We start from the raw sequence: 23,366 nt of genomic DNA, 5'->3' as shown, positions 1-23,366 counted from the left end.
CACATTTTTAATATAGGTTTAAATACTTGCTACATTGATTTCAGAATAAGCAAATAAAGCAGGTGAACCGCCAGTATGAATAAACAAAAGCGGCTGATTACCCTCAATGGTTTCTTTTAAAATATTATCGATTAATCCAGCCATGGCTTTCCCCGTATAAACAGGGTCGAGTAAAATACCTTCCTTTTGCGCTAATAACTCAATGGCTTGCTGCCCTTTGTTATTTGGAGCCCCATAAGCAGGTGAAAAGTATTGATCCCATAACAGTACATTCGGAAAATCAGCAAGGTTTAATAACTCACCAATTTCATGTTGTAGCTTTTCAATTTTAGGCTGCTGTTGTTCAACCGTGCGTGAAACGGTCACACCAATAACAGGCGTTTGCGGTAACACGACCTGTAACCCCATCGCCAATCCTGCATGAGTCCCCGCACTGCCTGAAGCAACAATCACCGCGGCAAAATCAATCTCTTGTGGTTTTTGCTGTGCAATTTCCAAAGCACAACTCACATACCCCAGTGAACCTAGTGCATTCGACCCACCAACAGGCACTACATAGGCATTTTCTAACCCCAATGATTCAATTAATGCTTTCATCTGCATATTAGGGTCAGTTAATTCTTCACAAAAGTAGCAGCGGGTATTAAACAAATCCGTCAGAAGCTTATTGCCGTTATTTAAAAATAGGGAATTGCCGCTTTGCAGCGGGTTTTCCAATAATGCGACACATTCTAAACCGTACATTGCGGCAACGGCTGCCGTTTGGCGAACATGGTTAGATTGTATAGCCCCCGCAGTGACTAATACTTTGGCTTTTTTCTGTAGTGCATCAGCAATAATAAACTCTAACTTACGCAGTTTGTTGCCCCCCATGGCAAGGGGGGTCATATCATCGCGTTTAATATAAATTTCACGGCCAAGATATTCAGATATATTATTCAGTTTCATCAATGGCGTTGCTGTATGTAATAAATCAATTTTCGCTATTGCTGAAAGCCTTTCTTGTAGATTCATTTGAATATTATCCCGATTAATATGTGAAACCTAAATAGAGGTAAACCATCAGTGCAAATGCAGCGGTAACCGTGGCATAAGGCATTTGTGTTCGAATGTGTTCAATATGGTCGCAATCCGTTGCCATAGAGGCCACAATCGCATCACTGGAAATTGGAGAGGTCATATCACCATAAATAGACCCAGCGATAGCTGCACCAATCATGTATTCCACGGGCATTCCCACTGAAATACCTAATTGCACGCCGATTGGGATCATAATGGCAAATGTTCCCCATGATGTGCCTGTCGCTAATGACATCACGGCACTAATCAAGAAGATGAAACCAATTGAGAATGCTGGGGAAATAACACCTGAAGTCACTTCTGCAATATAAGCCCCCGTATTTAAATCTGAAGACACCGTCCCCATTAAGAAAGCTAAGATCATGACTGAGCTGATTTTTACCATGCTCGCATAGCCGATATATAATTCTTTAAAGAAACTCTCAATATTTAATACACGGCGCGCTAAGAACCAGACAAAGGAAACTAGCGTTCCAAACATTACGCCCCAGTAAACAGATGTTGAGCCGCTACCTTTACTAAAGTCACCATTACCCGTGATATATAAAGCCACTGGCACCATCAATACTGTAGATAAGATTGGGATAAAGAAATTTAAAGATGTATGGCAGTTAGGGTGCTCAATAATATCGTCATCATCTTGCTCTGTATTTTCTGCAGATAATATATTTAACGATTCTTCATGAGCACGTAATTCAGCTTTTTTCATTGGCCCCCAAGAAAAATTGGAGAAGATATAAAATAATACGGAAGCTAAAGAGAACCATGCCATAATATTAAACACCATCGAACTGGCTAAAATCTCAAAGGGTTCACCTGTAATAAAACCTTTTGAAATTTGAACACCAATCACCCCCATCATCGCTGCCCCCCAACCGTTTATCATCGCTGACGAGCACACTGACACACAGGATGTTTGCACGATATAGGACATTTTTTCTGGTGAAACACCATAGTTTTTCGCGAGTGTTTTTGTTGATGCTCCCGCGATTAACTGGTTGATTGAACTTTCAATAAAAATTAATGACGTAATAATCATTGCCATTAATTGGACAGCTTTTCTATTTTTAATTAACTTGGTTTTATTAGTCAATAATCTGACAAGTGACCTAACGCCACCTGTAACCACGACAAGCCGCATAATACCGCCTATCATAACCATAAATAGAATTGTTTTTGTATTTCCCGGTGAGGCAAAAGTATTAATAATCCCGTCAAGCGTACCGTTAACCCCTAATAAAATATTATGATCATTAATAACAGTAAACCCAACTAATATTCCCAATAATAAAGATAAAATAACTTGGCGTGTAAAAATAGCTAAAAGTATCGTGACCAGTGGAGTGACAATGGTCCAGATTCCATAATCATTCATGGGATGCTCTCTTATTATAGTTTATTGTGATTTTAATTAAGATAATGCTTTTTCTAAATCATTTAATAAATCGTTAATATCTTCAATGCCTACCGATAAACGCAATGTTGTATCGTAAACATGAATACTTTCTCTTTCTTCTTTCGTCATTGAGCCGTGAGACATAGTTGCTGAGTGGTTTACCATACTTTCCACACCACCAAGAGATTCCGCTAACACAAAATAAGTCACTTTGGATAAAAAACTTTTGGTGTCCTCGATATCCCCTTTTAGTTTTATCGTCACAACGGCTCCACCAGTTCGCATCTGTGTTTTACATAGCTGATGTTGTGGGTATGAAGGTAAACCTGGGTAATAAACGTGTTCAATTTTCGGGTGTGAGGCTAAGTATTCTGCGACTTTCTGAGCATTGCTACATTGTGCCGACATGCGCAATGCCAATGTTTTTAAGCCACGTAATGCGAGATATGAATCAAACGGGGAGGCAATTGCGCCGAGTGTGGTTTTTAGAAAATCAAGGCGATTTGCAATCTCTTCACGCTGGGTAATAACGGCTCCGCCAATTAAATCTGAGTGGCCACCGATATATTTGCTTGCGGATAACATCACTAAATCAGCACCTAATTCTAATGGCTTTTGGTTCCATGCTGTTGCAAATGTATTATCCACACACGTTAATATATTATGCGTTTTCGCTAATGCACAAACCGCTGTAATATCCACTAACTCTAATAAAGGATTGGTTGGGCTTTCAATCCAAACTAAGCGAGTGTTACCTTTTATTTTCGCTTTAACTTCATCAAGGTTATTTAAATCAACATAATCGATTTCGTGGCCACAATTCTCAGTTGCAACACGCTCAAATAAGCGGAAAGTACCGCCATAAACGCCTTTCATGGCAATAATATGGGAGTCTTTTGGTAATAAGTTTAAAACTAAACTTGAAGCCGCAACCCCAGAAGCAGTTGCCGTTGCGTAGACTCCGCCTTCAATTTCAGCCAATAACGTTTCATAAGCATAACGTGTAGGGTTACTGCAACGGGAATAACAATATTCACCATGATCCGTTAAGCTCTGTTGAACAAAGGTACTTGCGGTTGTGATTGCAGGAAAAATAGCATGATTGACGGTATCTTGCTGTTTCCCACCATGAATTAAAACTGTAGCAATATTCTTAGTCATAATTAAAAACCCAATCATAGAAAGATAACGAAATGTTTATTTATATTTGTTGCTAAAAGGAATATGCCATAGGGAAATAGAAAATTTTTTCTAAAAATAGATGACTTTATACAAATTTAGAGAAAATTTTTCTAAACAAGAATTAATAACCTTAAAATACAATGGGTTGATTAATTAAAGTAAAATGAGCGAGCCGTCACAATATCATTATTTAGTTTATCAACATCCTCTAAATCTATAGAAACCTATCGTTAACTTATTAAAATAAAAGAATAATTGTAGATTAAAAGTTAATTATATTATCGAGTAATGTAATTAATCATTATGATAATTATTATTAGCATAATATTTTCATCTGTTATTTCATCTATCATCTCCACTGACTTACTCTTTAATGCTGATATGGTAGAAATTTATTCTCTTCTACTGTTTCACTATTTCTCTTGCAACCTAATCTGCTATCTACGTCTATCAATGACCAACTAAAAAATTACGGACAAAAAACACACACTACTATCTATATTCATAGTTAAAATGATTAATAGTATGAATGCACACAAAACAATCTGTTCAATACTTGTACAATTTGTATATTAAAAACCATAAAGTTTATTGTGTTTATTAAATTCAAAATTAACCTTTGAATTAAAATTTTGGTTTATTTACACCCAGAATTATATTTTATATAGAAAAATTGAATCAAATCAAACAAAAAAACCATCTATGTAAAACAAAAAACTAAAATAAAAAAAACCTTAATTATTTATATTAAAGGATTAGATTTATTTAATATTTTAAAGATTACCTTTCTATTTCAATACTTAAGGTGAATACCAAACAATCACTTGTATCTAAATTATTGAATATGGTAGAGTCGAAAAATACCTACAAATATAGGTATTCTGCATATTAAACTTTCACACTACAGTGAAGTTATATATTGAATCATTAAATTCGGTTAAGTTAACTTGAGACATAAGAAAATAATGAAGAGGATAAAAAATACTTACAAAAATTATTAATTTATTTCAATTAGATAATTACAGTTAAGTTTTTTATCTAGCACTGCACATATTTATTTCATTTAAAGAAAAATGAAGTTTTTTATATTGCACTTATTCTGACCTGTATTTTCAGATGTAATAACTCACGTAGAACACAATAAAAATACTCACATTAACGACAAACACAATATTAGGAACCCATTATGACTAATCATTTTTTAGTGCACGAACCTGCCATGCTAAAACTGCTGGAACAGGTCGTCAATATCGAATCAGGCTCTTATGACAAGGCTGGCGTCGATAACCATGCCGCTGTGTGGCGTGAAAAATACCAAGCAATGGGGTTCGAAGTTGAAATCATTGAAAATGAGTCATTAGGCAACAACTACCGCATTTATTACCCATCCGTTAAGGCCGATATCTTAATTTTACTACACTTAGATACTGTTTTCCCTAAAGGCACTGTTGCAGAGCGCCCATTTAGCATTGAAGGTGACAGAGCTTACGGCCCTGGTGTGATTGACATGAAAGGCAGTCATGTCATGGTGTACCAAGTCATCAAGCAACTGTATGACAACCAAGACGCACGCTATAAAAATATCGAAATCCTACTCAATTGCGATGAAGAAATTGGTTCTATTTCATCCCGTGGCGTGATTGAAAAGTGCGCATTAGGTAAGCGTTATGCCCTTGTCATGGAACCTGCTCGTGCCAATGGAGCCATTGTCAGCGCACGCCGTGGTGTGGGTACTTATCTGCTAAACATCGAAGGGAAGGCTTCTCACTCGGGTATTGCCCCTGAAGCAGGCATCAGTGCTATTCAAGAATTATCCCACAAAATTCAAAGCTTACATGCACTCAGCGCCCATGACCAAGGCTTATCCGTTAACGTTGGCCTTATTTCAGGTGGGACATCCGTCAATACAGTTGCACCTAATGCACGAGCAGAAATCGATGTGCGAATTTCTTCTGAAGAACAAGGTGTAGAGATCGACAAAAAAGTCAGAGAAGTGTGCAGCAAACCTGTATTAGAAGGTATCAAACTAACCTTAACTGGCGGCATTAATCGCCCTCCAATGGCGAAAACAGATGAAAGTACCGTACTTATCGACATCATCAAGCAAGAAGCAGCGAACTTAAATATCGAGTTAATCGATGTTTCAACTGGTGGTGGTTCTGACGCATCCTTTACTGCGGGTGTAGGCACAGCCACTGTCGATGGTTTGGGCCCAATTGGTGGCTACCAACACAGCGATAAAGAATATTTAGAAATTCCATCTTTAACTGAGCGAGCACAGTTATTTTTCAATGTATTACAACGTATTACACAATAAATAATAATCCAACAGGATAATAATATGGCAACAACCTCAACAACCACACCAACACCAACAAAAAAACGATCGGAAGGTTTGAACCCTTACGTTTTATTGTTTTTCATTTTAGTGATCGCAGGAATTGCGACATGGATCGTTCCCGCAGGGCAATATGCATCAGAAACCAAAGTCATTACTATGGTTAAAGATGGTATTGAAACAAAAGTGTCTAGCTCTTACACCATACCGGGCAGTTATGAGCGTTTGCCGGAACAACACGGTATTTTACCGGGGCAAATTTTCACCTCTATTGCCGATGGTTTAGTTAAAGCTGCGCCAATTATCTTTTTAATTATTTTTACGGGTGGTGCGTTACACCTTCTTGAAGAAACGGGCGCTATCAAAAAAGTACTGAATAATATTTCGCGCAGTAAGAAGCTCAATGATTTCCTGTTAATTACGATTTTCTTTGTAGTGTTTTCTATTTTAGGCACCACAGGTATCGTCGTTAACTCAATCATTGCATTTGTTCCTATCGGGTTGCTCGTCGCAAAATCAGTCGGGATGGATGATAAGTTTGGTGCGGCATTGGTTTATGTTGCGGCCTACGCTGGCTTTAACGCCTCAATTATGGCACCGATGACCGTTGGTTTATCCCAAGGCTTAGCTGACGTTCCACTGCTATCTGGCCTTGGTTTTCGTATGGTAATTTATATCGCCTTCGTCATCGCGGGTATCTTGTTTTTAACCTTCTACACCAAAAAATGCCGTAAACAAGGCATGGTACGCCCAGAAATTGCTGCCGATGATGCTGATCACCAAACGTCAAAAATTTCGGCGCTGCACATCATCACCCTGTCATATAGTGCATTCTGCTTAGTTGCCTTTATTTTTGGTGCTGTCGAGTGGGGTTGGGGTGAAAAAGAGATGATGGCCATGTTTATCATCTTAGGCGTGGGTGTCGGTGTACTTAACCGCATGTCACCAAATAGCATTGCAACAGGCTTTTTAAAAGGCTGTGCGGGCATGGTTGGTGGTGCATTTATCGTTGGTATGGCACGCGCCATTGCGATTGTGTTATCTGATGGCATGATCTTAGACACCATCGTCAATGCCATTATTTCGATGATGGATGGCTTGCCAAAAACCCTTTCTGCACTCTCGATGTTTGCAACCGCTGCCATCATGCACTTCTTTATTTCTTCTGGTTCAGGTGAGGCCGCTGTATTAGTGCCAATCTTTACCCCGATGGGCGACCTATTAGAAATTACCCGCCAAACAACAGTACAAACGGTCCTGTTAGGTGAAGGTGTAGTGAACTGTATAAACCCTACATCTGGCATTTTAATGGCCGTACTGGCCACAGCAAAAATCCCGTATACCACGTGGGTTAAATTTATTTGGCCATTGGTATTCACATGGATTGTCATTTCTATTGTGGCTCTAGTTTATGCCGTCATGACCAATTTAGGGCCGATCTAACCCCTAAAGTTATTACCCAATAAACGGACTTAACACCACCCTTTGCGGTGGTGTTATTTTTTCAACATAACAAGGAGAAACGTACGATTACCATTAGGGTGTGATGCGCTAATATGATAGAACCCTCCATCATTTCTTAACCTTCCTGATGACCTCTTTCAAAAACACTAATTTAATTTTCTTTTTATTATCATCTAATTAGAAAATATTATTGTTGGTTAATAAACAAACAAATCAATAAAGAAAGCAGTTTAATTAAAGTAACACTTGTGCCATTTTGTGAATAAAGTGATAAACATCACAAATTTTTTCACATTTAAATGTGAAGTCATAAAATAAAAAAATAAAATATAACTAAATTAAAAACAATTAGTTAAAAAAACAAACCTGATTCATAAAAATAAAATTTATGTGATTGCCATCATTCGAATGTGAATTTTATCGTGTAATCATGTATCACAATAACAAAGATTCACAACATCAGGAGAGTACGATGAAATCGATTAATCATGTTGCCGTTATTGGACTCGGTTCAATGGGGATGGGTATTGCAAAGTCCCTGATTAGAAATAACGTACCAACCTACGGTTTTGACATTAACACCGCCGCATGCGACGAATTAAAAGCCTGCGGTGCAAAACAAGTCGGTAAAAACGCGGCTGAGTATGCCAATGAGATAGATGCTATTTTACTCGTGGTTGTTAATGGAAAACAAGTTGAGCAAATTTTATTTAATGGGGAAACCCCATTAGCCGCGGCGCTACGTCCGGGAACGATTGTGGTTTTACACAGCACACTCGCCGCCGAACAAGCCAAGCAAATTGAGAAAAAACTCGAACAATATCAAATTCAAATGCTGGATGCGCCAATCTCTGGCGGTGCAATTAAGGCCAACGACGGCAAGCTTACCGTGATGGCATCTGGAAAACCTGCGTTATTTACTGCGCTCAAGCCTGTTTTCGATGCAACTACAGAGCGCTTATACCAAGTTGGTGAAGACATCGGCATGGGCTCAACCGTGAAAACCATCCACCAGCTATTAGCCGGTGTTCACATTGCCGTTGCCGCTGAAAGTATGGCGCTCGCCGCAAAAGCGGGTATTGATTTAAACCTCATGTACGACGTTGTCACCCACGCAGCAGGCAATTCATGGATGTTTGAAAACCGCATGCAGCACGTGCTAGATGGCGACTATTCACCAAAATCCTCCGTGAATATTTTCGTTAAAGACCTTGGCCTTGTAATGGAAACAGCAAAAGCGTTGAATTTCCCACTTCCACTGGCCTCAACGGCACTGCAAATGTTTACCGCAGCAAGCAATGAAGGTTTTGGTGGTGAAGATGATAGCGCGGTGATCAAAACCTTTAAAGGCATTCAATTACCTGAAAAGGGGGATAAATGAGTATTCAACTCGGTGTAATTGCAGATGATTTTACAGGCGCAACAGACATCGCGGGGTTTATGGTGCAAAGCGGTTGGAAAGTAGTGCAATTACTCAATGAACCTGACGCAAATACCGTGATCCCGCAAGATGTTGACGCTATTGTCGTCAGCCTAAAAAGTCGTTCATGCCCTGTAGATGAAGCAATTAGCGCTTCACTAAACACCTGCCAGTGGCTCAAAAACCAAGCGGGTTGCCGTCAAATATTTTTTAAATATTGCTCAACCTTTGATTCGACAGAAAAAGGCAATATTGGCCCAGTGACCGATGCCCTTATGCAGGCACTTAAAGCGGAGATCACGGTAGTCACCCCTGCTCTACCTGTAAATGGCCGCACAGTCGTCCATGGCCACTTATTTGTGAATGGCAAATTGCTTAACGAAAGTGGAATGCAAGACCACCCTGTCACACCAATGACTGATGCCAATTTGTTGCGCGTGATGGAAAAGCAATCCCAAGGGCAAGCAGGGTTAGTCGATTTAGTCACGGTTTTGCAGGGCGCTGATGCGATTAAATCGCAGTTAAACACATTGCAAAACCAAGGCGTACGCTATGCCATTACCGATGCCATCACCATGGAAAACCTATTACCGATTGCCCAAGCTGCAAAAGATTTGCCGTTATTAACGGGGGGCTCTGGCCTAGGCGCCGCTATCGCAACCGTGCAAACAGGCATCGCTTGGCAGCGTGATACCGCATTAGGGGAAAAACCAGCAGCAACGCAGCGTAAGGCCGTTATTTTATCAGGTAGCTGTTCGCAAATGACTAATGCGCAAGTTAACACTTACGCTGCCATTGCACCAAGCCGTCAAGTAGATGTAGGCGAGTGTTTATCAAATCCAGATTACGCCAAAACGTTATCTGCATGGGTGGCTGAACACCAATCTAACCCGCTAGCACCTATGCTGTATGCCACATTGCCTGCGGACAAACTGAAACAAGTTCAGCAAAAGTACGGTATGCAACAATCCAGTGAAAGTGTAGAAAAACTGTTCGGTGAAGTTGTTTCACTGTTAAAACAGCAAGGCTTTAATACCTTCATTATTGCAGGGGGTGAAACCTCGGGAAAAGTCGTCCAAAGCCTTGGTACACAACAGCTTAGTATTGGTGCCCCAATTGTTCCCGGTGTGCCATGGGTAAAAGACCGTCTAAGTGGTGATTGGTTAGCGCTGAAATCAGGTAATTTTGGTCAAGAAAACTTCTTCCAAGAAGCGCAGGAGATGTATTTATGAGTGCAGAACAAGCACTGCGTGTTGAATTATGCGAATGGGCAAAATCGATGTTCATGCGGGGCTACAGCAGCGGCGGCGCAGGTAATATCAGCGCAAAACTGCCTGACGGCACAATCATTGTGACACCGACTAACTCCAGTTTCGGCGACCTTGTCCCTGAGCGTTTAAGCAAATTAGATGCAAAAGGCAATTGGATTGATGGCGACAAACCGACCAAAGAAGTCTCCATGCACATGGCAATGTATGAACAGCGCCCTGATTGCCAAGCGGTCGTTCATTTACATTCACCGTGGCTAACAGCGTTGTCTTGCTTAGAAAATGTAGATAAAACTAATTGCTTACCCCCTATCACCCCCTATTACGTGATGCGAGTTGGGCAGTTACCTTTAGTGGAATATTTACCGCCGGGCGACCCGAAAATTGGGGAAGAAATCGCCAAATTAGCCAAAACACACTCTGCCGTTTTGTTATCAAACCACGGCCCTGTTGTTGGCGGGAAGACCCTAAGACAAGCATTTTTTAATGCCGAAGAACTCGAAGATACGGCGCGTTTATATCTCACCCTATTACCACTTGGGTTTAAAACGCTGACCAATGCCGATGTACAAGAACTCAAAGACCGTTATCCACAAAAATAACGTTATAACGAGGAACATAGAATGGCAAAGTTTGCAGCAAATCTCAGTATGATGTTTAACGAAGTTCCGTTTATTGAACGTTTTGGACGTGCAGCCAACGCGGGGTTTCAAGGCGTCGAATATTTATTTCCCTATGAAGAACAACCCTCAGCGATTGTTGAGCAGCTCACTAAACATAACTTAACGCAAGTGCTGTTTAACATGCCAGCCGGTAATTGGGCTGAAGGCGAACGCGGTATGGCGTCAATACCAGGGCGCGAAAATGAGTTTCAACAAGGTGTTCACAAGGCGTTGGAATATGCCCTCGCACTGAACTGTAAACAAGTTCATGCGATGGCAGGAAAAACCAATAGCCAATTCACCCCTGAGCAACAAAAAGCGTGCTTTATTCAGAACATTCAGTACGCGGCGGATGTGATGGCAGAACATGGCATTAAAGTATTGATTGAACCTATCAATACTCGCGATATGCCAGGCTACTTTCTGACAACACAAAAACAAGCCGAAGCGCTGCTCCCAGAAATAAATCGTGATAATGTATTCATTCAGTTAGATCTCTATCACTGCCAAATCATGGAAGGTGATTTACTGAAAACGATTGAGCGGCTATGGGGTAAATTCAACCACATTCAAATTGCTTCTGTGCCATTTCGCCATGAACCCGATACTGGGGAAGTCAATTATCCATGGATTTTCGACAAGTTAGACGAAATGGGCTATCCGGGCTGGTTAGGGTGCGAATACATCCCCGCAGGAAAAACAGAAGATGGGCTGGCTTGGTTTAAGAAAATACAGGTTAAATAGGAATTAAGATGATCCCATCAGAGCGCAGAGACTTTATTTATCGTTATCTTCATGAATATCAAACTGTTTCCATAAGCAGTTTGGTGGAGCTAATGAACGTCTCACATATGACGGTTCGCCGTGATATCAGCGCTCTGGAGGAAGAAGGAAAAGTCGTCAGTATCAGTGGTGGCGTGAGGTTAAACAATGCCTTACACCAAGAATTACCGTGGAATGAAAAAGCGCGTCTTCATTACCAAAGTAAACGTGAAATTGGCCGTTTTGCTGCGTCTCTCGTGGAAGATGGCCAAGTTGTTTACCTTGATGCAGGCACGACAACATTCGAAATTGCCCGCGTGCTTGGGGAACGGTTTAATTTAACCATCGTGACCAATGATTTTTCTATCGTCCAGTATTTGATTAATAAGCCTCAATTGAATTTATTCCACACTGGAGGAAAAGTTGATAAGCGCAACCACTCCAGCGCCGGCAATATCGCCGTTATGATGCTAAAAAGTCTTAATATTGATGTAGCGTTTATCAGTACCAGTTCATGGGATTTCGAGCACGGTGTCTCTACCCCTCATGAAGAAAAAGTTCTGTTAAAACAAACATTATTAGAGATATCTCGCCGGAGTGTTTTAGTTTCAGACAGCAGTAAATTTGGTAAATATGGCATGTTTCGCGTATGTGCTTTGGAACAATTGGATGACATTATTTGTGACAACCATTTGCCAGAAAACATCATTAAAAAATTAGAAGAAACAAATATAAATTTCTATCCGATTGACGTGTAGAAAAATAAAATAGACCCTAGATAGAGAACACAATATGACAACTTTTTCTTTATTAATGATAGCATTAATAGGGATTCTTATACTCCTATTAATGATAATTAAATTTAAAATCCACCCTTTTGTTGCTTTATTAATTGTCAGTTTATTTGTTGCCATTGCGACCGGTATTCCATTAGATAGCGTTGTTAAAGCCGTAACTGATGGTCTCGGTGGTGTCCTTGGTTCTGTCGCTATTATTATTGGTCTGGGGGCGATGCTCGGGCAATTAATTGAACGCTCTGGCGGCGCAGAAAACTTAGCCATTAAAACTGGTAAATCCCTAGGGGCGAAAAAAACTATTGCCGCCTTAACGATTGCAGGTTTTATTTTAGGTATTCCCGTTTTCTTTGATGTTGGCTTTATTATTTTAGCGCCAATTATTTATGGCTTTGCAAAAGTCGCTAAAATATCACCATTAAAATACGGTTTACCTATTGCTGGAGTGATGTTAACCGTGCACGTGGCATTGCCACCACACCCAGGCCCTGTGGCCGCCGCGGGTATTTTGCACGCAGACGTGGGTTTATTAACATTAATTGGTTTTGTTATTTGTATTCCTGTTGCCATTATTGGTTATTATATTGCGAAATATATTAATAGAAAAAATTACCATTTATCTGTTGAGGTATTAGAGCAATTACAATTAGCCAAAGATGAACCAAGTAAAGGGGATATTGTTTATACGGATAGAGCTAATCCGCCAAAACCAAGTACTGTTATTGCGATGATTGTTATCCCAATTCTCATTATTATGTTGGGAACCGTTTCATCGACATTATTAGAAAAAGGCGATCCAATAAGAACGTTCTTTACCTTCATTGGTTCCCCAATTATTGCCTTATTAATTGCATTAATTCTGGCAGTCTATTTCTTAGCATTACGACGTAATTGGACCTTACAACATACTAACAATATTATTGGTGATGCTATTCCTGCGGCAGCTGTCGTTATTATGATCACTGGTGCGGGGGGCGTATTTGGTAAGGTCTTGGTAGAATCAGGCGTAGGAAAAGCCCTCTCCGATGCTTTAGCCATGATTGATATGCCAATTATTGTCGCTGCATTTATTATTTCACTGGTTTTACGTGCTTCGCAAGGCTCAGCAACCGTTGCCATTCTGACCACGGGTGGGTTATTAAGTGAAGCCGTTATGGGGTTAAGTGGCACACAGCTGGTATTAGTCACCCTCGCCTCCTGTTTCGGTGGCTTAGGTTTATCCCACGTGAATGACTCTGGCTTCTGGATTGTCACTCGCTACTTAGGGTTATCTGTTAGTGATGGCTTAAAAACATGGACCGTATTAACCACACTCTTAGGGTTACTCGGGTTCTTGTTTACAGGGTTAATTTGGATGATGGTGTAATCATTCAAACTCAAAGCTTCCTTTATCATAAAGGAAGCTTTTTATGACTCATTTTTCTATTTTTTCAATAAAACACATCACTTCATCCATCAATGGGAACAGCTGTTTCTCTATTTCAATAAATAAGGCATTTTTTTGGGTGAAATCAGGGTGAGAAATTAATTCGCTAGCCAGCACGCTATATTGTGGCATTTGCGTTAAATGTTTATTCCATTGACTATGTTGTAGTTTTTGCCAATAGGCTTTTTGAATCGTCACATTTTGCCCCATTAACCATAACTCTAAACAGAGTTTTTGGTGGTTAAGCACAATGCCAAACCGAAGCTTTCGCTTTTTCAAAAAGTTATTCACAATAGGGAAATAAGAGTAATCAAGATAACCAGGTGCAACGTTACCATATTCAAAACCGCGTTCTGGTTGTCTTACAAGGTATTGCTTTGTTTGCATCAACGTTTTAATTAAATATTCATAAACAACGTTGAGTTCACCCTCTTGTACTTGTCGTTGGTAATGATTGAGTCGCTGTTGTAAATTATCCATTTTATTGCTCTCCAGTATTGTTTGCATAAAATACTACCCGAAGCCTGCCTTTCTCACCTTAACTACGAATTAAAAACAGACAGCGCCATGTAGGGATAGTATCATTGGCGCCATTAGCTCCTTTTTATTATTTGAGATTTTATTGTGACTTCATTTGCTGACCTTAACGCGCTGAGCGCTGAACAACTGTCTAACCTACAAGAGTTAGGTTACCTCAGTATGACCCCGATCCAAGCAGCCGCCCTTCCTGCTATCCTTGCCGGGAAAGATGTTCGTGCGCAAGCCAAAACAGGCAGTGGCAAAACAGCTGCATTCGGTTTGGGTTTATTACAACGTATTGATGCCAAATTATTTAAAACCCAATCACTGGTTTTATGCCCGACTCGCGAACTCGCAGAGCAAGTCGCCAACGAATTGCGCCGCTTAGCCCGAGCAATTCCGAACCTTAAAATTCTCACCTTATGTGGTGGTGTGCCTTTTAGCGTGCAACGTGATTCCCTTGCTCACGCCGCCCATATTATTGTCGCAACGCCGGGTCGCTTACTTGACCACTTAAACCGTGAAACCGTTCAACTTGATGAGTTGCAAACGCTAGTGCTGGATGAAGCGGACAGAATGTTAGACATGGGCTTTATGCCTGACATTGAAACCGTAATGAATTATGCACCGATGAGCCGACAAACTTTACTGTTTTCCGCGACTTGGCCAGATGAAATCGCCCGTATTAGCCTGCAAATTCAGCACGAGCCGCAAACAATTGAAATCAATAGTGTTGATGAGTTACCTGCGGTTGAGCAGCAGTTTTATGAAGTTTCACGCCACGGTAAAATCGAATTATTACAAAAATTATTAAGCCGTGAACAACCCGCGTCTTGCGTGGTTTTCTGTAACACCAAAAAAGATTGCCAAGCGGTGTATGACGCACTGAGTGACAGCAAGCAAAGCGTTTTAGTATTGCATGGTGACTTAGAGCAACGTGACCGAGACCAAACCTTAGTGCGTTTTGCAAATGGTAGCAGCCGCGTGTTGGTTGCAACCGATGTCGCTTCACGCGGGTTAGATATTAAAGCCCTCGAAATGGTCATTAACTATGAATTATCATGGGATCCTGAAGTTCACGTGCACCGTATCGGCCGTACAGCTCGCGCAGGTGAAAGTGGTTTAGCCATTAGCTTATGCGCACCAGAAGAGGCACAACGCGCAAATGCCCTCGAAGAAATGCTGAACATGAAACTAAACTGGCAACCTGAGCCCGTAGGCCTTCGTATTACACCACTTGAAGCCACAATGGTGACGTTATGCCTTGATGGCGGCAAAAAAGCCAAAATACGCCCAGGTGATATTTTAGGGGCACTTACAGGGGATGTCGGCCTTAATGGAGCAGACATAGGTAAAATTGCTATTCACCCAACTCACGCTTATGTGGCAGTAAAACGCTCCGTCGCTCAACAAGCATGGAAACACCTGCAACAAGGTAAAATCAAAGGTAAATCCGTAAAAGCGCGATTACTGAAATAAAAACTTTGTTTTATTCCCTTTATTTTTCGATAAAGGGAATCTTTCCTAAAATTCAATTCCCCACTATTTTGAATATATAAATTATATATACATTTCATATATAAAGTTAGTTTCATTAAAAATAAAACAGAATATTATCACAATTTAATGGATTTCATTAAATTACCCTTTTTAATTAGAAAAATAAAAACTAACATAATGCAACTTAAGTAAAATAAAACTGAGAGGCAATATGGAAATCAAGTTTAATACAAAAATAGAAAACCCTGATGAGCTCGCTAACATTATCGGATGTGATACATCTGAATTAGGCGTGGAATTAGAAAAAATATGCTCTGCTAGCTTTAACGAATATATTGATATGTTTCAAGGAACTAAAGCATTCAAGCGTGGCAGTGATATTTTAGAATATCGATTATTCCTATTAATTAAATATTATTTTAATGGCCAAATTCCTGATGAACAGTCTATTAGCCGTTTATTTCAATCAACAGCATCAGAAAGCCGAGGATATCTAAGATCTATTATCTCAAAATATCAATACCAATTAAAATCAGCAATAAATGACACCATTAGAAATATTCTTTCAGAAGCTAAAATCACGCAAGACACAGGCCCTTATACAATCACATTAAATAACACCAACATCATCGAAGAGCTAAACAGGAAATTAGTGGATATTGATGGTACTTTAACATCTGTCGCTAAAAAACGTGGTAGTGTTTCTACATACGAAGTAACGAAATCTTCATATTTAAAACTCTGCGAAGATTTAAGCGTTACCCCCGTGGAATATGTAAAAAAATGAGTGATGAAATCGCAATCGCGAGTTTATTGATGGCCATATTAGCTATCATATATGGCACTTGGTACCCAGAAATCATGAAAGCAATAAATTTAAATGTTCCTGACCATGACAAAATGGAAAATTATAATATCGCAAAACAAACATTTCGCGGAAAATGTTTGCCCTTAACGGTAATATCCATTTTAGTTGTCATCATCTTCCTACCCACTATCATTCCTATCATTTCGCATTCTGTGAGTGTATTCATGCGAGATGGGATAAGCGCCTATAAAGGCTACAACACTGTAAAAATGGGAATTTTATTTGTCATAATAGTCAGTGTAATGATTTCTATTCAAATGCTACAACTCAGTTACGCCTTACGGAAAAAATGTAAAGCGCTAGAAACTGAAGAATAAATATTTTTCATCTATCGACTGTTTTTATCTTCACGTTAGAAGCTCTCTCTATCTAGGAGAGCTTCTTTATCTGTCATAAAGCACCTACCCAACTAGCTTCACATCAGAATAATTAAAAGTATTTAACAGTACACGAAAACGTTTGCTTTTTATTTTGATGGCTATAAAATGCGTCGGATTTTTTTGGTCTGAGAAAAATAACTGGAGACAATCGTGCCTGAAGATAAAAATTACAGCCATGGCCCCGTGCCCATATCCGCGCGAAAAGGCGGACTAGCATTAACCTTTGTGATGCTAGGTTTAACGTTCTTTTCAGCCAGTATGTGGACCGGAGGTGCTCTCGGTACCGGTCTTAGTTTTCATGATTTCTTCCTCGCAGTTCTTATTGGTAATCTTCTTCTTGGTATCTACACCGCATTTCTTGGTTTTATCGGTTCGAAAACTGGCTTAACAACTCACCTCCTCGCGCGTTACTCCTTCGGTATTAAAGGCTCATGGCTCCCTTCATTTTTACTTGGCGGCACACAAGTCGGCTGGTTTGGTGTGGGTGTAGCAATGTTTGCTATTCCCGTTGGTAAAGCCACAGGCTGGGACATTAACTGGTTGATTGGGATTTCAGGTATTTTAATGACCGTCACCGTATTTTTTGGTATTTCTGCGTTAACCGTCCTTTCTATCGTCGCCGTCCCTGCTATTGCCATATTAGGGAGTTACTCAGTCTACCTCGCGATCACCGATATGGGGGGTATGAGTGCGCTGCAAGCTGTTGTCCCAGCAAAACCGATTGATTTTAATTTGGCGCTTGCCATGGTGGTCGGCTCATTCGTCAGCGCGGGCACCTTAACCGCGGATTTTGTTCGCTTTGGCCGCAAACCAAAAGTCGCCGTTTTAGTCGCACTAGTGGCTTTTTTCCTTGGTAACTCACTGATGTTTATCTTTGGTGCCGCAGGCGCTGCTTCACTGGGAATGGCCGATATTTCAGATGTCATGATTGCTCAAGGTTTGTTATTACCTGCAATTATCGTTTTAGGCCTAAATATTTGGACGACTAATGACAATGCCCTTTACGCTTCTGGTTTAGGTTTTGCTAACATCACTGGGTTATCCAGCAAAACCTTATCCATTGTAAACGGGTTAGTCGGTACATTGTGTGCATTATGGCTGTACAACAACTTTGTCGGCTGGCTAACCTTCTTATCTGCCGCCATTCCACCGATAGGTGGGATAATCATTGCTGACTATTTGATGTATCGCCATCGTTATGAAACATTTGATCGCAGCAAAATGCGTGATGTGAATGTCAGTGCGTTAATCGCTGTTGCAGCGGGCGTGATTGCGGGGAATTGGTTACCTGGAATTGTCCCAGTTAATGCCGTCCTTGGTGGCGCTTTGTGTTACGCTGTCCTTAACCCTTTATTCAATCGCCGCCGTGCCACGGATTCGGAGCTAACTCGTGCATAATCAAACTATTAAACATATCCATAATGTCCGCTTACCTGAGCGTGATGGCTTATGGCGCATCGATATCGACAACCAAAAAATCACTGCAATTACCCCGCAAGTGGATGGCGAAATCTTGCCAGAAAGCTTAAACGGTGAAGGTGGGTTAGTTTCAGCGCCTTTTGTTGAACCGCACATTCATTTAGATACCACCCAAACTGCGGGACAACCTAGCTGGAATCAGTCTGGTACCTTATTCGAAGGGATTGAACGTTGGGCTGAGCGCAAAGCCATGCTCACGCACGATGATGTGAAAAACCGCGCATGGAAGACCTTGAAATGGCAAATTGCTAACGGAATTCAACACGTTCGTACCCATGTTGATGTGTCTGACCCCACGTTAACAGCATTGAAAGCGATGCTTGAAGTTAAGCAAGAAGTGGCACCATGGGTTGATTTGCAAATTGTCGCCTTTCCACAAGAAGGCATTATGTCTTACCCAAATGGTGAAGAACTCCTTGAAGAAGCACTGCGCCTTGGTGCTGACGTCGTTGGTGCAATCCCTCACTTTGAATTTACCCGTGAATACGGAGTGGAATCGCTCCATAAAACCTTTGCTCTAGCCGAAAAGTATGACCGCTTAATTGATGTTCACTGCGATGAAATTGATGACGAGCAATCGCGTTTTGTGGAAACCGTCGCTGCGTTAGCACACGCAAAAGGCATGGGCTCCCGTGTAACCGCAAGCCATACCACGGCGATGCACTCTTATAACGGTGCGTATACGTCCCGTTTGTTCCGCTTACTGAAAATGTCGAAAATTAACTTTGTCGCCAACCCGTTAGTGAACATTCACTTACAAGGCCGCTTCGATACCTATCCAAAGCGCCGTGGGATCACGCGTGTGAAAGAGATGCTGGCTGCGGATATTAATGTGTGCTTTGGGCACGATGACGTTTTCGACCCGTGGTACCCATTAGGTACAGCCAATATGCTGCAAGTCCTGCATATGGGGTTACATGTTTGCCAATTAATGGGTTATCAGCAAATCAACGATGGGCTGAAACTGATTAGCGAATACAGCGCACGTACCTTGAACTTGCAAGACTACGGTGTCAGCGAAGGTAAACGTGCAAGCCTGTTAATTTTGCCCGCAGAAAATGGTTTCGATGCAGTACGCCGTCAAGTGCCAGTGCGTTATTCTATTCGTGATGGTCGAGTGATTGCCAATACCCAGCCTGCGGTAACCCAAATTCACCTCGAAGAAACTGAAACTGTTCGTTACGGATATTCCCCGCTAGTTTAATTATCGATAATTAAACTGATTAATAGCGCTCAATAAATAACTGAGCGCTTTTTATCTATCATCGGAAACAGGTTATTCCCCATTTAACTCGAAACATCCGCAATCATCACATCAATGCCCAGTTTTTCTAGACCAGTTCGCATTACATCCGTAATTTGACTATCCGTGATCAGTACATCCACTTTTTCAGTGTCGATAATACGATGCAAGCTAACTTGGTTAAATTTGCTAGAATCCGCAACTGCAATAATTTTCTTCGAAACTTCACACATTCGGCGGTTCATACGCGCTTCATTTTCATGATGCGTCGTAATTCCTTGGGTTAAACTAAAACCATCTACACCGAGAAATACCATATCAAAATGGTAGTTTTCTAATGAAAGCTCAGCTTGAGAACCGTAAAATGACAATGAGCTGCGGCGTAAATGCCCCCCTGTTACAAGTAACTCAATTTGATTAGCACCCACTAATGCATTCGCCACATTCATCCCATTAGTCATGATAGTAATATCTTTCATTTCCTTGAGCTGTAAGGCAATTTCATACGTTGTGGTTCCTGAATCCAAAATAATCGTATTACCTGGTTTTATTAATGTGACAGCTAATTGCGCTATTTTTTGCTTAACTGCTAAATGCTCAGTTTGCTTCGTTTCAATGGTTCTTTCCGTTGTCATACTGGGAAAATCACTGAGTAATGCCCCACCGTATGTTCGGGTTGCAATACCCATTTTCTCGATAAATGTTAGATCACCTCGAATTGTCACTGTTGATACATTGAATAATTCAGCAAGATCAGTGACCTGAACAGCGCCTTGTTGTTTAAGCAACGAGATCGTTTTTTCTCGCCTCTCACTTGTACTACGAACACTTTTTTTCATTAACGTATCCACATAACCAACAATCAACGAGAAACACAAAAACCACATTGTGACTTTCACTTGAGTTTCAACGAATTTTTGCCTTTCATTTCCTTTATTCTAACAGTTTACTTTCGTTTCGATTTTTATTCACCTATCAACTTGCTTATTTTTAGCAAAAAACAGATCCGTTGTCACAAAATAAACCCTAACAACCTTTCGTTTTCTTTATTTCATTGATCTTATTTTTTCTTTCGATTAACGTAAAAAGGCGTTAATCAAACAAAGAAAGAAACAAAACGAAACAAAAGAGGTTACAATGAACGGTATATCAAAGCTTATTGAAAGACATAAGCAAGGTGAGCAAGTTGGGATTACGTCGGTTTGTTCCGCTCATCCTTTGGTATTGGAAGCCGCCATCAAACATGCCAAGGATAATGGAAGTTTGCTATTGGTCGAAGCAACCTCAAATCAGGTTGATCATGAAGGGGGTTATACAGGAATGACCCCGCAAGATTTTCGTAAATACGTTGATAACCTTGCGAACAATTTAGGTTTAAGCTTAGACAAATTAATCTTAGGGGGCGATCACTTAGGACCAAATCGTTGGCAGCATTTGCCTGCTGAATATGCGATGCAACAAGCAGAAACCGTTGTCATGCATTATGTTGCGGCAGGTTTTAGCAAAATTCATATTGATTGCAGCATGTCTTGTGCTGATGACCCTGCGATACTGTCCGATGAAGTGATCGCTAAACGAGCAGCAAGACTAGCCAAAGTTTGCGAAGAAACACGTCAAAAATATCATCCAGAACACGAAATTGTCTACATCATAGGAACGGAAGTCCCTGTGCCTGGCGGAGCAAATGAGTCCCTTGATGAGCTTGAAGTCACGTCTGAAAACGCAGCACAGAAGACCATTACCGCCCATAAAGAAGCCTTTGCCGCACAAGGTTTAACACCTATTTGGCCATTCGTTGTTGGGTTAGTGGTGCAACCTGGCGTCGAGTTTTCTCATGATAGTGTGGTCGACTACCAAGCTAAAAAAGCCATTTCATTAAGCAAATTTATTGAAAACTACCCAAATATGGTTTTTGAAGCGCATTCCACCGACTACCAACCTGCAATTGCCTACCATGAGCTTGTCCGCGACCACTTCGCTATTTTAAAAGTCGGTCCTGCTTTGACCTTCGCTCTACGTGAGGCGCTATACGCTTTGGAATTAATTGAAAAAGAGTTAGTTCCCACAGAAAAACTGAGTCAATTACGCCAAGTTTTAGAAGCGCAAATGTTAGCACATCCTGAAAGTTGGCAGCGTTATTACCATGGTGATACGCAGCAACAGCACCTTGCTCGTCACTTTAGTTACTCTGACAGACTACGCTATTACTGGCCAAATCAACAAGTTCAGCAAGCTGTTGAGCAATTATTTATCAACTTAGCGCAAGTGACTATCCCGCTTACATTAGTTAGTCAGTACTTACCTGCTCAGTACGATTTCGCACGCAATAGTGCACACAAAGTTTCTGCCCATGACTTCGCTATTGAGCACATTATTGATGTTTTACGTATCTACAATGCAGCTTGCCAGCCTGCGTCACTATAAGGAAATAGATTATGACTATGACACAAGCAATAACCGAATGTTGGACCGAAAAAGAAATTAGACAACAACCTGAGATGTGGCGGCAAACCCAAGCGTCAGTGAGCGCTTACCAAGCGAAAATAACAGCTTTTCTGCAACCGTTGCTTGCCCTCCCTGACCTGCGTATTTTACTCACAGGTGCAGGCTCTTCGGCCTTTATTGGTGATACAATCGCCCCCATACTCGCGAAAAAACTACAAGTTCCAATACTCTCTGTTTCAACGACAGACATGGTCAGCGACCCGGCAGGCTACTTACCAGAACACTGCCCGTTGTTGATTGTTTCTTTTGCTCGTTCAGGTTCAAGCCCCGAAAGCTTGGCTGCACTTACCATTGCTGAACAACGTAACCCTCGTTGTTTCCATTTAATAGTGACTTGCAACCCGCAAGGCGCACTATACCAACGCTATCATAACGAGGAAAACGCCCTAATTTTACCCATCCCAGCACAAACCTGTGACCGTGGATTCGCTATGACTAGCAGTATGAGTAGCATGATGCTTGGCTGTATAGCAGCTTTTGAATGTGAAGGAACCAACCGTGTTGCTGTCGATGATCTCGCTAACAGCGTTTCGTTACTCCTTGAGCAGCAAAAAGACATGCAATCATCACCTCTGCAAATTGCGGGTATTAAACGCATTATTTGGCTTGGAAGTGGCTGCTTGCAAGGTATTGCTCACGAAAGTGCCTTAAAGATTTTAGAATTAACAGCGGGGAAAACAGCCACGTTTTATGAATCACCAGTTGGTTTCCGTCATGGCCCTAAATCGTTGATTGATAATGAAACCCAAGTGATTATTTTGGTATCCAATCATCCTTACACCCGTGCTTATGACCTTGATTTATTAGCTGAATTACGTAATGACGCAATTGCCCGTAATGTCACTGCAATATCAGGGCAACAAGATACCACTATTGAGCAAGGCAATTATTTTTACTTGCCTAATGCTCAACATTTTTCAGACAGCCAGCTCGTTCTCGGCTTTTTAGTTTTTGCCCAAGTTTATGCGGTTGCCCAGTCGATTCATTTCTCTTTTGAACCCGATAACCCTTCACCACAGGGTTTTGTTAACCGCGTCGTTAAAGGTGTCAATATTTACCCTTGGCATACTGAACAATAGA

General features: G+C 40.9%; 20 protein-coding genes. 15 read left to right on the top strand and 5 right to left on the bottom strand.

The features are described from left to right. Positions 1–18: 18 nt before the first annotated feature. Genes ABWP91_RS04070 through ABWP91_RS04060 form a run of 3 tightly spaced genes read right to left on the bottom strand, consistent with a single transcriptional unit; the run spans position 19 to position 3,637 of the window. Positions 19–1,014 carry a D-cysteine desulfhydrase gene (locus tag ABWP91_RS04070; protein ID WP_353242152.1) on the bottom strand — a complete coding sequence of 332 codons (996 nt, stop codon included), beginning with the start codon at positions 1,012–1,014 and terminating at the stop codon, positions 19–21. Positions 1,015–1,030: 16 nt separating this feature from the next. After that, complete coding sequence (locus ABWP91_RS04065; RefSeq protein WP_353242151.1) at positions 1,031–2,455, bottom strand: Na+/H+ antiporter NhaC family protein; 1,425 nt, start codon at positions 2,453–2,455, stop codon at positions 1,031–1,033. 36 nt (positions 2,456–2,491) lie between these two features. Beyond that, positions 2,492–3,637: a trans-sulfuration enzyme family protein gene (locus tag ABWP91_RS04060; RefSeq protein WP_353242150.1), complete on the bottom strand. Its 1,146-nt coding sequence runs from the start codon at positions 3,635–3,637 to the stop codon at positions 2,492–2,494. Between the two features lie 1,207 nt (positions 3,638–4,844). Between ABWP91_RS04060 and ABWP91_RS04055 the strand changes: the two genes are divergently transcribed. The 8 genes from ABWP91_RS04055 (at position 4,845) to ABWP91_RS04020 (ending at position 13,732) form a co-directional block, all read left to right on the top strand. Continuing rightward, positions 4,845–5,975: a M20 family metallopeptidase gene (locus ABWP91_RS04055; RefSeq protein ID WP_353242149.1), complete on the top strand. Its 1,131-nt coding sequence runs from the start codon at positions 4,845–4,847 to the stop codon at positions 5,973–5,975. 24 nt (positions 5,976–5,999) lie between these two features. After that, complete coding sequence (locus tag ABWP91_RS04050; RefSeq protein WP_353242148.1) at positions 6,000–7,439, top strand: YfcC family protein; 1,440 nt, start codon at positions 6,000–6,002, stop codon at positions 7,437–7,439. A 493-nt stretch (positions 7,440–7,932) separates the two neighbouring features. Beyond that, positions 7,933–8,841 (top strand): L-threonate dehydrogenase, encoded by a 909-nt coding sequence (ltnD, locus tag ABWP91_RS04045; RefSeq protein ID WP_353242147.1) that lies wholly within the window; start codon positions 7,933–7,935, stop codon positions 8,839–8,841. After that, the gene (otnK, locus tag ABWP91_RS04040) at positions 8,838–10,112 is read left to right on the top strand and encodes a 3-oxo-tetronate kinase (protein ID WP_353242146.1); all 1,275 of its coding nucleotides are present in this window, start codon (positions 8,838–8,840) and stop codon (positions 10,110–10,112) included. Before ltnD ends, otnK begins: the two co-directional genes overlap by 4 nt. After that, positions 10,109–10,750, top strand: a complete 642-nt coding sequence (gene otnC, locus ABWP91_RS04035) for a 3-oxo-tetronate 4-phosphate decarboxylase (protein ID WP_353242145.1) — start codon at positions 10,109–10,111, stop codon at positions 10,748–10,750. Before otnK ends, otnC begins: the two co-directional genes overlap by 4 nt. Before the next feature lie 21 nt (positions 10,751–10,771). Beyond that, positions 10,772–11,554, top strand: a complete 783-nt coding sequence (otnI, locus tag ABWP91_RS04030) for a 2-oxo-tetronate isomerase (RefSeq protein WP_353242144.1) — start codon at positions 10,772–10,774, stop codon at positions 11,552–11,554. 8 nt (positions 11,555–11,562) lie between these two features. Further along, on the top strand, positions 11,563–12,330 hold the full coding sequence (locus ABWP91_RS04025) for a DeoR/GlpR family DNA-binding transcription regulator (protein WP_219246275.1): 768 nt from the start codon (positions 11,563–11,565) through the stop codon (positions 12,328–12,330). Positions 12,331–12,364: 34 nt separating this feature from the next. Next, the gene (locus ABWP91_RS04020) at positions 12,365–13,732 is read left to right on the top strand and encodes a GntP family transporter (RefSeq protein ID WP_353242143.1); all 1,368 of its coding nucleotides are present in this window, start codon (positions 12,365–12,367) and stop codon (positions 13,730–13,732) included. Between the two features lie 48 nt (positions 13,733–13,780). Here ABWP91_RS04020 and ABWP91_RS04015 read toward each other — a convergent pair whose 3' ends face one another. Then, positions 13,781–14,299, bottom strand: a complete 519-nt coding sequence (locus ABWP91_RS04015) for a DUF7000 family protein (protein ID WP_353242142.1) — start codon at positions 14,297–14,299, stop codon at positions 13,781–13,783. Between the two features lie 117 nt (positions 14,300–14,416). Between ABWP91_RS04015 and dbpA the strand changes: the two genes are divergently transcribed. The 5 genes from dbpA (at position 14,417) to ABWP91_RS03990 (ending at position 19,742) form a co-directional block, all read left to right on the top strand. After that, positions 14,417–15,790 carry an ATP-dependent RNA helicase DbpA gene (gene dbpA / locus ABWP91_RS04010; protein ID WP_353242141.1) on the top strand — a complete coding sequence of 458 codons (1,374 nt, stop codon included), beginning with the start codon at positions 14,417–14,419 and terminating at the stop codon, positions 15,788–15,790. 232 nt (positions 15,791–16,022) lie between these two features. Next, positions 16,023–16,598: a hypothetical protein gene (locus ABWP91_RS04005; RefSeq protein WP_353242140.1), complete on the top strand. Its 576-nt coding sequence runs from the start codon at positions 16,023–16,025 to the stop codon at positions 16,596–16,598. Then, positions 16,595–16,996, top strand: coding sequence for a hypothetical protein (locus ABWP91_RS04000; RefSeq protein ID WP_353242139.1), 402 nt, complete (start codon positions 16,595–16,597; stop codon positions 16,994–16,996). Before ABWP91_RS04005 ends, ABWP91_RS04000 begins: the two co-directional genes overlap by 4 nt. 213 nt (positions 16,997–17,209) lie before the next feature. Then, complete coding sequence (codB, locus tag ABWP91_RS03995) at positions 17,210–18,457, top strand: cytosine permease (protein ID WP_353242138.1); 1,248 nt, start codon at positions 17,210–17,212, stop codon at positions 18,455–18,457. Then, entirely contained in the window at positions 18,450–19,742 is a 1,293-nt protein-coding gene (locus ABWP91_RS03990; RefSeq protein ID WP_353242137.1) for a cytosine deaminase, read from the top strand. The genes codB and ABWP91_RS03990 overlap by 8 nt, the downstream gene beginning before the upstream one ends. A gap of 83 nt (positions 19,743–19,825) precedes the next feature. Here the strand turns inward: ABWP91_RS03990 and agaR are convergent, their stop codons facing one another. Then, positions 19,826–20,620, bottom strand: coding sequence for a transcriptional repressor AgaR (agaR, locus tag ABWP91_RS03985; RefSeq protein WP_353242136.1), 795 nt, complete (start codon positions 20,618–20,620; stop codon positions 19,826–19,828). A 298-nt stretch (positions 20,621–20,918) separates the two neighbouring features. Here agaR and ABWP91_RS03980 point away from each other — a divergent pair, with 298 nt between their 5' ends. Together ABWP91_RS03980 and ABWP91_RS03975 are read left to right on the top strand one after the other, a co-directional pair. Continuing rightward, entirely contained in the window at positions 20,919–22,205 is a 1,287-nt protein-coding gene (locus tag ABWP91_RS03980) for a D-tagatose-bisphosphate aldolase, class II, non-catalytic subunit (RefSeq protein WP_353242135.1), read from the top strand. 11 nt (positions 22,206–22,216) lie between these two features. Beyond that, positions 22,217–23,365, top strand: a complete 1,149-nt coding sequence (locus ABWP91_RS03975; RefSeq protein ID WP_353242134.1) for an SIS domain-containing protein — start codon at positions 22,217–22,219, stop codon at positions 23,363–23,365. Position 23,366: the final 1 nt, after the last annotated feature.

Source organism: Providencia sp., from assembly GCF_040396775.1.
Lineage (GTDB): Bacteria > Pseudomonadota > Gammaproteobacteria > Enterobacterales > Enterobacteriaceae > Providencia.
This window is presented reverse-complemented; position numbering and strand designations above follow the sequence as displayed.

Coding starts and splice junctions, on each gene's coding strand:
- ABWP91_RS04070 (WP_353242152.1), bottom strand. CDS start 1,014: ATGAATCTACAAGAAAGGCTTTCAGCAATAGCGAAAATTGATTTATTA.
- ABWP91_RS04065 (WP_353242151.1), bottom strand. CDS start 2,455: ATGAATGATTATGGAATCTGGACCATTGTCACTCCACTGGTCACGATA.
- ABWP91_RS04060 (WP_353242150.1), bottom strand. CDS start 3,637: ATGACTAAGAATATTGCTACAGTTTTAATTCATGGTGGGAAACAGCAA.
- ABWP91_RS04055 (WP_353242149.1), top strand. CDS start 4,845: ATGACTAATCATTTTTTAGTGCACGAACCTGCCATGCTAAAACTGCTG.
- ABWP91_RS04050 (WP_353242148.1), top strand. CDS start 6,000: ATGGCAACAACCTCAACAACCACACCAACACCAACAAAAAAACGATCG.
- ltnD (WP_353242147.1), top strand. CDS start 7,933: ATGAAATCGATTAATCATGTTGCCGTTATTGGACTCGGTTCAATGGGG.
- otnK (WP_353242146.1), top strand. CDS start 8,838: ATGAGTATTCAACTCGGTGTAATTGCAGATGATTTTACAGGCGCAACA.
- otnC (WP_353242145.1), top strand. CDS start 10,109: ATGAGTGCAGAACAAGCACTGCGTGTTGAATTATGCGAATGGGCAAAA.
- otnI (WP_353242144.1), top strand. CDS start 10,772: ATGGCAAAGTTTGCAGCAAATCTCAGTATGATGTTTAACGAAGTTCCG.
- ABWP91_RS04025 (WP_219246275.1), top strand. CDS start 11,563: ATGATCCCATCAGAGCGCAGAGACTTTATTTATCGTTATCTTCATGAA.
- ABWP91_RS04020 (WP_353242143.1), top strand. CDS start 12,365: ATGACAACTTTTTCTTTATTAATGATAGCATTAATAGGGATTCTTATA.
- ABWP91_RS04015 (WP_353242142.1), bottom strand. CDS start 14,299: ATGCAAACAATACTGGAGAGCAATAAAATGGATAATTTACAACAGCGA.
- ABWP91_RS04005 (WP_353242140.1), top strand. CDS start 16,023: ATGGAAATCAAGTTTAATACAAAAATAGAAAACCCTGATGAGCTCGCT.
- ABWP91_RS04000 (WP_353242139.1), top strand. CDS start 16,595: ATGAGTGATGAAATCGCAATCGCGAGTTTATTGATGGCCATATTAGCT.
- agaR (WP_353242136.1), bottom strand. CDS start 20,620: ATGAAAAAAAGTGTTCGTAGTACAAGTGAGAGGCGAGAAAAAACGATC.
- ABWP91_RS03980 (WP_353242135.1), top strand. CDS start 20,919: ATGAACGGTATATCAAAGCTTATTGAAAGACATAAGCAAGGTGAGCAA.
- ABWP91_RS03975 (WP_353242134.1), top strand. CDS start 22,217: ATGACTATGACACAAGCAATAACCGAATGTTGGACCGAAAAAGAAATT.